The organism is Streptomyces sp. NPDC002868, assembly GCF_055563295.1.
The window spans coordinates 1,197,790-1,209,090 of record NZ_JBVHDR010000001.1 but is presented as its reverse complement, the minus strand read 5'-3'; the positions used below and the strand labels follow the sequence as shown (position 1 = coordinate 1,209,090).

Annotated in this window: 9 protein-coding genes; all 9 read left to right on the top strand. The window is 70.4% G+C overall.

What is annotated here, in order from left to right; all coding sequences use genetic code 11:
- The first annotated feature begins 4 nt into the window (after positions 1-4).
- The 9 genes from ACZ3H8_RS05575 (at position 5) to ACZ3H8_RS05535 (ending at position 11,284) form a co-directional block, all read left to right on the top strand.
- The gene (locus tag ACZ3H8_RS05575; RefSeq protein WP_467397711.1) at positions 5-901 is read left to right on the top strand and encodes a DMT family protein; all 897 of its coding nucleotides are present in this window, start codon (positions 5-7) and stop codon (positions 899-901) included.
- A complete protein-coding gene (locus tag ACZ3H8_RS05570) occupies positions 891-1,100 on the top strand; it encodes a Trm112 family protein (protein ID WP_467397708.1) in 210 nt (69 codons plus the stop codon). Before ACZ3H8_RS05575 ends, ACZ3H8_RS05570 begins: the two co-directional genes overlap by 11 nt.
- Positions 1,097-1,900 (top strand): FkbM family methyltransferase, encoded by an 804-nt coding sequence (locus tag ACZ3H8_RS05565; protein ID WP_467397706.1) that lies wholly within the window; start codon positions 1,097-1,099, stop codon positions 1,898-1,900. Before ACZ3H8_RS05570 ends, ACZ3H8_RS05565 begins: the two co-directional genes overlap by 4 nt.
- A 185-nt stretch (positions 1,901-2,085) precedes the next feature.
- On the top strand, positions 2,086-2,751 hold the full coding sequence (locus tag ACZ3H8_RS05560) for a 4Fe-4S single cluster domain-containing protein (protein ID WP_467397703.1): 666 nt from the start codon (positions 2,086-2,088) through the stop codon (positions 2,749-2,751).
- A complete protein-coding gene (locus tag ACZ3H8_RS05555; protein WP_467397701.1) occupies positions 2,741-4,141 on the top strand; it encodes a hypothetical protein in 1,401 nt (466 codons plus the stop codon). The genes ACZ3H8_RS05560 and ACZ3H8_RS05555 overlap by 11 nt, the downstream gene beginning before the upstream one ends.
- Positions 4,142-4,158: 17 nt before the next feature.
- Positions 4,159-6,741: an AAA family ATPase gene (locus ACZ3H8_RS05550; protein ID WP_467397698.1), complete on the top strand. Its 2,583-nt coding sequence runs from the start codon at positions 4,159-4,161 to the stop codon at positions 6,739-6,741.
- Between the two features lie 22 nt (positions 6,742-6,763).
- Positions 6,764-8,443 carry a WD40 repeat domain-containing protein gene (locus tag ACZ3H8_RS05545; RefSeq protein ID WP_467397695.1) on the top strand — a complete coding sequence of 560 codons (1,680 nt, stop codon included), beginning with the start codon at positions 6,764-6,766 and terminating at the stop codon, positions 8,441-8,443.
- Positions 8,444-8,478: 35 nt separating this feature from the next.
- A complete protein-coding gene (locus tag ACZ3H8_RS05540) occupies positions 8,479-9,339 on the top strand; it encodes a hypothetical protein (protein ID WP_467397693.1) in 861 nt (286 codons plus the stop codon).
- Positions 9,332-11,284 (top strand): Hsp70 family protein, encoded by a 1,953-nt coding sequence (locus ACZ3H8_RS05535; RefSeq protein WP_467397690.1) that lies wholly within the window; start codon positions 9,332-9,334, stop codon positions 11,282-11,284. Before ACZ3H8_RS05540 ends, ACZ3H8_RS05535 begins: the two co-directional genes overlap by 8 nt.
- Positions 11,285-11,301: the final 17 nt, after the last annotated feature.

The window sequence follows — 11,301 nt, the reverse complement described above, 5'->3', positions numbered from 1 at the left end:
GGGGGTGGCCTCAGCCCTGTTGGCCAACGTCTTCTACAGCACCGGCTTCGTACTCGAGAAGCGGGCACTGTCCGGCCTGCCGCCACTGAGCTCGGGGCAACCGGCCCGAGTCGTACGGCTGCTCATCGGCAGCCCCTTGTGGCTCGGCGGTTCGCTCGCGCTCGCCGCCGGCTTCGCGGCACAGCTCGCCGTCTACCGAACCCTTCCCATCGCAGCCGCGCAGGGCATCTTCGTCTCCGGTCTCGTGCTGCTCCTGCTGCTCTCCGCGGTCGTGCTTGGCGAGCGCCCCAGCGGCCGCGAGCGACGCGGCGTGGTCATGATCACCCTCGCCCTGCTGATGGTCGTGGCCTCCCTCCAGGACTCCGACGCCGTGGGCGGGCATGCCTCGGCCGGCCGTGTCCTGCTGATCTGCCTACCCGCGCTCGCAGCGGGGCTGTGGCTGTACCGGTCCGTGGAACGCCGGACCCGCCGCCGTCACCGGCTGCCGACCGCGGGCGTCGAATACGGCGTCGCCGTCGGGCTGTTGTACGGCGTCAGCTCGCTCGCCATCAAGGGCGTCTCCAGCCATCTGACGACCCGCGGTATCGGGGACGCGGTCGTCGACCTGCTGAGGTCCCCCTATCCGTACATCCTGCTCTTCACCTCAGTCACCGGCCTGGTCCTTTCCCAGACCGCGCTGCAGCGTTGCCGGGCATCTCTGATCGTGCCGGTGTGCACCACCGTCACCTGTCTGTTCACGGCCGCGCTCGGCACTTTCGTCTTCGGTGAGTCCCTGCCCGGGGATCCACTGCGGCTGGCGCTGCGGCTCGGCGGCACCGCACTCGCCGTCTCGGTCCTGCTGATGCTTCCGCGTCATGACGAACCTCCCACGCCGACAAAGGAGTTGGCCCATGAAGCCTGACGATCCCCTGCTCCGGATCATCGCCTGCCCGATCGACAAGGGGCAGCTCACGCTGCTCCTGCCCGAGGAGTTCCTCTACAACCCGCGGCTGCACCGCCGCTATCCGATCATCGACGGGATCCCACAACTGCTTCCCTCCTCGGGTGCACGGGTACCCGACGATGAGCACGAGCGGATCCTCAGGCGGATCGGTCCGTGACAATCGCCGCCCGGATCGCCCCTCGTCTGCCGCCCCCACTGGTCGCCACGGGCGTCGATCTGCTGTATCCGCGGTATGAGCCGGAGCTGCGCCGGCTGGCCGACTTCTGCCCGCCCGGCGGCTCGGCGGTGGATGTCGGCGGCTGGTACGGCCCGTGGTCCCGGCGGCTGGCCCGGCGGGCCGGCCGGGTGGTGGCAGTCGAGCCGGTCCCCCACCTCGCCCGCCTGCTGGCCGCCACCACTCCCGCCAATGTCGATGTGGTGAACGCGGCTGCCACGGACCGCGACGGCGGCACGGCGCAGCTGTGGCTGCCGCCGGACGACCGTGGCCACCGTGGCGTCTCGTCGCTTGTGCGCAGGGACATGCACAGCAGGTCGGTACCGGTGCACTGCGTACGGATCGACAGCCTCGGTCTGCACGGCGTCACCCTGATCAAGATCGATGTGGACGGAAGCGAACTGAACGTGCTCCGCGGCGCCGAGGAGACCCTGGCCGGAGACCGCCCCGCGCTCTTCATCGAACTCGAAGCCCGCATCGGGCCGCTGGAACCGGTGCTGAACCTGCTCGCCCGCCACGGCTACCGGGGCTGGGTGCTGCCGGGCCGCGACTGGCTGCCGCTGTCCGATTTCGATCTTTCAGGCCACCAGTCCCTGACGGCGCACGTCGCCGAGCACGGCCTCCTGCGCCGAAGCCTCACCCCGTTCCGGCGGCGGTACGTCAATTCGGTGCTCTTCCTCCACGGCTCCCGGCAGCCCGTCGGCACGGCGGCAGCGGCTCCCGTACGCGGTCGGCGAGGTTGACCGACTGCGGCACGGGCGCATCAACTGCGAGGCAGGTGAGCAGCCCGGCGTGCAACGGGAACTGAGCGCCCCATGGGTACCGGTTCGCGCCCCTTGACCCGACTTCGGGGCCGGAGGAGCCTGAGAGGGCTCGACGGGACGCGCGGACATGAGGAAGCCGCCGCCGCTCGCGGGCGGGGGGATTTGTGAGACTGAATGTATCGCTGAATGTTGCCGCGACGTGGGTCGGCACCACCGCGCTCGGTCCCGGTGTCCGCTCCGTCATATGGGTGCAGGGCTGTCCCTTCAGTTGCCCCGGCTGCATGTCTCCGGACTGGATACCGGAGGTGCCCGCTCGGTCGGCCGGGGCTGCCGGACTGGCTGCGGAGCTGCTGGCCGACCCCGCAATCGATGGGCTGACGTTTTCGGGCGGCGAGCCGATGCAACAGGCCGCAGGACTGGCGCAGCTGGCCAGGTGCGCCCGCCGCATCCGCGACGTGACCCTGGTCTGTTTCACCGGATACCGACTGGAGCGGCTGCGTGCCCGTCCGCCCGCACCGGGGGTGGCCGAGCTGCTCGCCGAAGTGGACGTGCTCGTCGACGGGTTGTACATCGCGGGGCGCGACGACGGGCGCGGACTGCGCGGAAGCACGAACCAGCGGGTGCACCAACTCTCCGGACGACTGGCGGACAGCGGCTACGACTTCACCGGCCGCGCCCGTACGGCCGAGATAGCCATGGACGGCCCCGAGGCGCTGCTCATCGGCGTTCCTCCGCCCGCCCTCCTCACCGTCTTCGACACCGCCGTCGACCGGACGCGCCGGGCAGGGCGCGACAACACCGTGCACACCAGGGGGGCACATGAGCGGTAGGAAGCGCATCCAGGTCGAAGAGTCGGAGTGGTACCGGCTGCAGCGCGAGGCATCCCGGCTCAAGGACATACAGCGGAGTCTGCCAGGCCTGATCAAAGAGGTACGCCGCCAGACGCACGACGACCTGGAGCGGGTCTTCGGTGTCATCGAGGACCGCCAGCGCTCCGTAGAGCAGGTGGTGGAGGGTCTCAGCGAGCAGACGCGCCGCCTGGAGACCGAGACCCAGCAGCGCCTGCAGGCACAGTCGCGCCGCTGGGCAGAGGAGCTCAGGGCCTCCGCGGGCGAACTGCGCAAGGAGACCCGAGAACATCTCGCCGAGCAGGCACACAGGCTGCGGGGCGAGATCGCGGACGAGCGACGCCGGCGCCAGGCGGACGTACAGCGCCTGGCGACCGAACTCGGCGAACTGGTCCAGGATCAAGAACGCGCCGCCGTCATCGCCCGCGACGCTCTCTCCGACGCGCGCGCCATGCACCGGCTGATCCGGGACACACTGCCGCACCAGCGGTACGCCGCCGGACGTCTCGCGAGTCTGGAGCAGCACCTCGACCGCGCGGACGGCAATATCGTGCAGGCCAGGTTCGACGCAGCCCTGGCCACCGCCCAAGGGGCATATCAGGAGCTCAGCGAACTCCGCCTGGACCTCGAGCAACGCGACCGCGAGCAGCGTTACCTGCAGGTGCAGGCCAGTGAGCAGATCCTGGTCATACAGCTGCAGATCAAAAACAGTGCCTCACAGCCGGTGTACGGAGCCGAGGGCGAGGTGCTCGATGATGTGGACCTCGATGTCGACTACTGGTCGCGCGGCGAACTGACGGCGCTGCGAGCGGAGACGACCGCTCTCGAACAGCGCATCAAGGACGAGAAGCAGCCCCTGGAGGCGCAAGAGCTGCGCGACATCGTGGAACACAGGGCACCGGCCTTCGAGCAGCGCCTCGCGGCGATCGTCGGACGGGCCGGTCAGCGGCTGATCGCCTCCCAGCAGCGCGTGAACCTGGCCGAGGCCGTCGTGCAGACCCTCGAAGACATGACCGCCTATGAGCTGGACGAGGTCACCTATCTCGGACAGGACCAGCGGGAGGCGTACTTCGCCAAGCTCGTCCACCGCAACCAGAACGAGATGGTCATCGAAGTCGCCCCCGCCGAGGGCGACTCGGGCGGGTCCGTGCTGCGCGTGCTGTCGTACGACCACGACACCACGGCCCGTGACGAACTGGACGACCGGGGACGAGCGCTGAGCCGGCAGTTACAGGCACACGGCATCCAGGCCTCCGAACCACAGGCCGAGGAAGGAGACCCTGACCCGGCATACCGCGACTTCAAGGCCCTCGGACAGGCACCGACGCAGACCCAGGGCCAGGCGCTGCCGAGCACCGCCACGGAAAGCTGAGACGGGCGGACCCGGAAATGTCGATGCACGGCCGTCACGGCCCTCTCGTCGAGCGCCTCGAAGGGTTCCGGCTGCCCGTCGGCGACTCGCTGTTCATCGTGCACGGCCGGGGCATGGACGACGTCTTCGTCGGTCACGACTACCGCGGCCGCGGCATCGAGGAACTCCTGTGGGAGCTGCTGCACGCGGCGGGCTTCGAGCGGGTCGTGTACTCAACGCTGTCCCGGCCGCTGTACTTCAGGGACACCCGGTCGCGGGATCTGTCCCGACGGCGCAAACCGGCACCCGCGGCCACCGGCCGCAACCTGATGCGTCCCGAGTTCCGCGGCCCGCTCGGCCGGCGCCTCCTGCCCGAAACGGTGGCCGGCTCGGGGGACGGGCCCAGGGCGCCCTCCCCCGGCCCCGGCCCCGGCCCCGTGCACCCCGCACCCGTCACACTGACCGACCAGCACCGTGTGATGATGCTCGACCACTTCATGCGGCAGAGCGAGGTTCGCACCGCCGTCGTCCTCAGCCACGCCGAGGAGTCCCTGCGCTACGACCGGGCGGATCGAGCCCTCGCCGGAGCGCTCGCGGGCTGGGCGGAGCACAGCGACGACCACAACCTCTGCGTCCTCCTCTTCCGCAAACACACACTTGAAGAGGTGCAGCAGTTCGTCGCCGACCTGCGCAGCGTCCCGCGGCTGGAGAGCTACTTGCACGACCAGCGGCAGCGCTCCACCGGCCGCGCCACCGCGGCGATCGGCCATCCGCACGCAGCGGAACTGGACCGGCTCGTCCATGTCACGCGGATCAGGAACGGACTACGCATCGGCGACTGGCGCGAACTGCCGCTCGTCGTACGGGCCATGGCCGCCGAGCCGATGCCCGCCAAGAACTGGCAGTCGCTGCTTCGGCGACTGGCCGGCGAGAGGTGCCCGCTGGGCCTCGCCGAACTGCGGCAGCGACAGTGGGTCGGCGGCAGCACCCAGGATGAACTCAGCGTCTCCGACCGGATCGACCGGATGGTGGGCCTCGGCTCGGTGAAAGAGCATCTGGAGGACCTGCGCTGGCGCGTCACCACGGACGCCGCACTGCGGGCCCAGGGTCTCGGCCTCAACGCGGAGCCCGGCTCACCGCATCTGGTGTTCACCGGCAACCCCGGCACCGGCAAGACCACCGTCGCGCGCCTGGTCGGCGAGATCTACCGCGACCTCGGCCTGCTGCGCCGAGGGCATCTTGTGGAGGCCGAGGTCCCCGACCTGGTCGCCGGCGTGGTGGGCCAGACGGCGATCAGGACCAACGAGACCGTGGACCGGGCCCTGGACGGAGTGCTGCTCGTCGACGAGGCGTACCGGCTCAGCGACCAGAGCGGCCGCGGCTTCGGACAGGAAGCCATCGACACACTGCTCAGCCGGATGGAGAACGACCGCGGCAGATTCGTACTGATCGTCGCCGGCTACCCCGACAAGATGGAGGAGTTCCTCGGCTCCAACCCCGGCCTGCGCAGCCGAGCCTCCGCCGCCAACATCATCCACTTTCCCGACTACGAGCCGCCCGAGCTGCATGCCATCCTCCTCGGTCAGATGCGCGACCTCGGCCTGAGCTGGACCCCGGAACTGGAGGACCGGCTGCGCGAGGTCACGCAGGGCATGCACGCCACGCGCGGCGCGGACTTCGGCAACGGCCGAGCCATGCGCGACCTCGCCGACGAACTCAAGACACGTTGGGCACGGCGCGTACGGGCCGTGGTGAGCGAGCCCCTGGAACCGCGGGATCTGCCCGACAGATACCGGACCCATCTGCGGCAGCCCCCTCCCCCGGTCGATGAACTCCTCGCCGACCTCGACGGTTTGGTGGGGCTGGACCCCGTCAAGGAGCTGATCCGGGACCTGGTGGGACGGCTGCGGCTGCGCCGGCAGCAGGGCAAGGAGTCCTTTCCGCCGCCCCATCTGCTGTTCGTCGGCCCGCCCGGCACCGGGAAAACAACCGTGGCGCGACTCGTCGGTGGCCTCTTCCACGCACTCGGGCTGCTCAGCCGCGGACACATGATCGAGGTCACCCGGGCCGAACTCGTCGCGGGCTACGTCGGACAGACGGCCCTCAAGACGAAGGAGGCGATACGGTCCGCTCTCGACGGAGTGCTGTTCATCGACGAGGCATACAGCCTCTCCCGCCGTGAGCACGGCGGAGACTTCGGCACGGAAGCCATCGACACCCTGACCCGCGAGATGGAGGACCTGCGCGGCCGCCTCGTGGTCGTCGCCGCCGGATATCCGGCGCCGATGGACGACTTCCTCGCCGAGAACCACGGACTGCGCTCCCGGTTCACAGAACGGGTGATCTTCCCGCATTACTCGGGGCAGGAACTGGTCGAGATCCTTCGCCGCACGGCCGAGCAGCAGGGGTACGCCCTTCCCGCGCCGGCCGCCCGGCAGGCACGGACCTGGCTGGATCGCCAACGCGTCGCGCACCCACAGGACTTCGGCAACGGAAGAACCGTACGAGTCCTGCTGGACCGTATGGAGGCACGCCTGGCCCGGCGCCTCGGTGGCGGCGAAGGCCCCGCCGCCGGCCCGCTCGCCTTCGCCCCGGAGGACGTGCCCGATGGCGATGACTGATTCCGTCACTACCGCCGCGCCCTTGGCCGACGCAGCGTGCCCTGTCTGCGCCGCACCGATCGGCGACGAGCCGGAGTGCGGCGGCTGCGGCTGGCTGCTGAGCGGGAAGCTCATCCTCGGCCGCCTCACTCCGAAGATCCGGAACGACTTCGATGATCGGCTCTCAGCCGCCCGACGCCGCTTCGACCTGACCGCCGCGGCCCGTGCGTCCGGCGCGCCGTGGCGGACGGATGTCGTACGGCTCGACCGGCTGGAGGCCCTGGTTCGGGAGGGGCCGCCGCGGCCGGGCGAACGGGAGGAGGTACTGCGCGAACTGGAAGAGGAAGGGAAGCGGCCGGCGGCCGCTTCGCCCGCCAGCGCCGGCGGGCCGAGCGATGCGGCTGACGCACGGACGCTGCGGGATCTGGCGCGCGCCGCCCTCGCCACCGGGCCCGGGCGCTCGCCGGATGTCGCACTCGCCGAGATCACGGCGAACGGACTGACCGCCACCGTCTTCGGCCGCGGGCAGGACGGCGAGACCACCGAGCAGGCCGAGGTGCGCACCTGGAGCTGGGCCGAGCTGCTGGCAGGGCTGCCGAAGGACCTTGACGCGGCGCTGTTCATCCTCGCGGGCGGCATCGGGCAGACGGGACCGCGGGCAGGTACGGACGATCTCGTCATACCCGAGACACTCGAGCACATGGCGGAGCGGACCGTCCTGGTGAACCGCGTATCCGGCTGGCCCGTGCCCGAGTCTCTGCTCGGGTTGCTGGAGCAGCGGCTGCCGGACGCCGAATCCGTACGGCTGCCGGGCGAGGCGCCGCCGCCGGACACGCTGCGGCACGCGGACGGGTTCACCGCGGCGGCCTGGGAACAGGATGCGGACACCATACGGCTCGCGGGCGGCGGCGCGGACGGCTCGGTCCGCGTATGGCGGCTGTGGGACCCCGAGCCGGTCGCCGTCCGGTCCCTGCACCAAGGCCGGGTGACCGCCGTCGACATCGCCGACGAGGGCAGAACGGTGGTGAGCGGAGGCAAGGACGGTGTCGTACGGCTGTGGTCGTTCGGCGGCTCCGGGCGGGCGCGGACACTGGCCTGGCACCAGGGCTGGGTCGACGCCGTACGGATCCGGGCCGGCGTCGTGTTCAGCCTCGGCGACGACGGAATACGCAGATCCACGCTGTTCACGGAGCCGGACGATGCCGCCGCCGGGTTTCCGCTGCGCGTCGCCTGGTCGTCGGCCGCCGCCCGGCTGGCCGTCACCTCCGACGCCCGGATCCTCGTGGTCGGCGGCGCCGTGGAGGCGGTCGTCTGGGACGCCACAGACGGCACCCGGCTCTTCTCCGTGACCACCGGCTCCGCCGTCACCGCCCTCGCCCTGGACGCCGGGGACCGGCTCCTCGCCATCGGTTGCGCCGACGGCACCATCCACATCCACGACCTGCGCGAACGCAACCCAGTCGGCCAATGGACCGGCCACAGCGGCCCGTTGCGCGCCCTCGCCTTCGGGCCCGGCGGGTCCCTGGCGGCCGCCGACGACACCGGAGGCATCCGGGTGCGCAGCGCCGACCCGCGCGGAGCGCCGCCCGGCGAGGTCCAGAGCCTGGCCGTGGGGGCGCACTCAAGCCCGGTGCGTGCACTGGACTTCAACCGGCTCGGAGAACTTCTGAGCGCGGACGGCGACGGGCTCGTTCGGGCCTGGCGCCTCCCGCGCCTGCACTGACACCCGGTACCGCCTCTGCCCGAAAGGAGGGCGCCGTGACCGAAGGCTTCCTGACCTCGGCCTTCAAGCACCAGCGGCCCCAGCTCGAAATGCGCCTCGACGACAACGCAGGCACGGACACCGTGACCGCAGCCCTGCGCGAAGTCCTGGAGCGCCTCGACGCGGCGTCCTACGGCGCCTCGTACCGGGCGCCGGGACAGGCCCCGGACGGCACGCTTCCGGACGCCGCCCGCCAGCAACTCGTCGCCACCGTGGATCTACTGCGCGCCGCCGTCGTCGGCACGCTCTCCACCGTGCGCGCTCCCGCCGTACCCCCGCCCAGACACCGTCCGCCGGCGCGCCGCTCACCGTTCCCGCGCATCGCTTTCCTCGGTCTGGGCAGCGACGACGAGGACAGGTACGAGGCAGAGGCACGAGAACTGGAGGAACAGCGCCGGCGGCAGCCGCCGCGCCCGACCGTGCACACACTCTCGCTTCTCGACCACGTGCAGGCCGCCGTGGAGGCGGCGGACCGCCTGCTGGCCGAAGCGGAGCCGCCACCGCCCGAGCGAGTGGCACGCCCTTGGGCCGAGGACGCAGATCTCCTCAATCTGTTCCGCGACCTGATGGCGGCGCACGCCGAGCGGGACGGGGAGCTCGCTCTGAGGCAGATCGATCGGCTGCGCAAGAACCTCGCGCTGCTGCACGACATCGAGGTCGTGGACTACGACGGGACCAATGAGGGGCTGTTCGCCTTCGGCACCCATCCGGATCCGGACGACCACCGGGTGGTTACGGTGCAGCCGGCCCTGGTGGCCACGGACGGCCGTGTGCTGCGGCGGGGAGAGGTGCGGAAGCCCGGCACGCCCGGTGACGGGAAGCCGGGCGAGGAGAACAAGGAGCAGAACGATGGCTGACACGTCCGGAACCGTGGTGGTGGGCTTCGACCTCGGTCATGGCGAGAGTGCGCTCGCCAAGACCCGCACCGACACGACCCTGCCGCCCGAAATCGTCGACATCGGTTCCACCGGAGGCGGCAGGCAGCACGTCACCGCGGTGGCGGAACACCCGACCCGCGGCGTGCTGGTCGGCCGCGAGGCAGCCGACGCCGAGGACGCCACCTGGTTCGACCTCGCCTTCAAGTCGCCCGAGATCGATCGTGAGGAGGTGCGCCGCCCCGTCCTCCTCTTCGTCGCCAAGGTGAAAGGGGACGCCGTCGCCCGCGACGGTGAACTGGGTGACAAGGGCCGGGTGCGCTGGGTGTTCGGGGCACCCTCGGGCTGGAGCGCCGAGCTGAGGCTCGCCTACGCCGATCTGCTGAGGTCCGCAGGCCTGCAGCATGTGGACGTGGTCCCCGAGTCACGGGCCGCCATGCTGTACGCCCGGGAGTCCAGGGAAGTCACCATCAGCCAGGACCAGTTGGCGGGAAGCATGCTCGTGGTGGATCTCGGATCCTCCACAACCGACTTCACCCGTCTCCTCAGCTACCACACCGGACCGCCCATCGACACCGGCGTTCAGCTCGGCGCCGGGCTCATCGACCGGACGATTCTGGAGCGCCAGCTCGCACAGCATCCGGAACGGGAGGCCTTGGAGGAACTGCTCCACAACGACCGGAAGCTGCGGCTGCGACTGGAGCTGCTGTGCCGGGAGGCGAAGGAGACCTTCTTCCGCACCGACCCCAGCAGGTTCGCCGACAACCCCGAGGCCACGGTCGGGGGGACCAAGAAGGTACGGGTTGCGAAGCGGTCGTTCTACGTCGACATCGAACTGACGGCCGCCGACATGGAGGCCGTGCTGGACACCCCCCAGCCGAGCCTCGGCGGCCGCTCCTGGCGGCAGGCGTTCCGGAACGCACTCGGCGAGGTCGCCGAAGAGCTGGGCCATCAGCCGGACGCCGTACTGCTCACCGGAGGGGCATCGCGCATGCACTTCGTGCAGGAGCAGACCCGGGAGGTGTTCGGGGCGGACAGGGTGCTGCTCGGCCTGGAACCGGAGGTGGCGATCGCTCGCGGACTGGCCCTGGCCGGCCGGATGAGCCTGCGGGCCGCGGGCTTTCGCGCCGACATCCGCAAGCTCCTCGAGGGCGACCGGATCGGATCGCTCGTGCAGGACAGGCTGCCGTCGCTGGGCGCGAAGCTGGGTGAGGCGGTCGCGGACGGAATGACCGAACGCCATGTGATCCCCGCCTTCCGGCGCTGGCAGGCCGGCCAGATCACGACGCTCAACGACATGGCGGCGGGCATCACTTCGGCGCTGCACGCCGAGCTGACCGATCCCGACAACCCACGGCTCAAGCAGGTGATCACCGACTGGCAGAACGAACTGCGCCCTGATCTCGAGGAGTTGACCAGGCCCATCTGCCGACGCTGGCACATTCCGCCGTCAGCGATGGCACTGCCCGCTGTGGAGGTGAGCGGCGGGCAGCTGGAGGTGCCGTTCGACTCGGCGGCCGCCACGCAGGTGCTGGACAACATCGCCAAGGTCATGAACGTGGTGGTCGCCGGAGTGGTCGCGACGACTCTGTTCGGTGCCGGCACGGCCATCATCGCCGCGACCGGACCGTTTGCTGTGATCATCGCCTTCGTCGTGGTGCTGGTCGGGCTCAGTGAGGGCAAGGAAGCGGCGATGCGCAAGGCGCAGGAGGCCAATATTCCGATGTGGATGCGCAAGGTCGGCGGCGAGAACCGGCTCGTCAACAAGCTGCGGCAGGGGGCAGGGCCCCAGGAGGCGCAGCTGGCCGCGGCGTTCAGCGCACAGTTCCTGGACGACGGAGGGCAAAAACTCATGAGTGAGATCGCCAAGGGCATCGCCGATGACCTCGACGCCCTCGCCGAAGCGGCGGAACTGCTCGTCTCCTGAGCAGCGGGCTGCTGTTC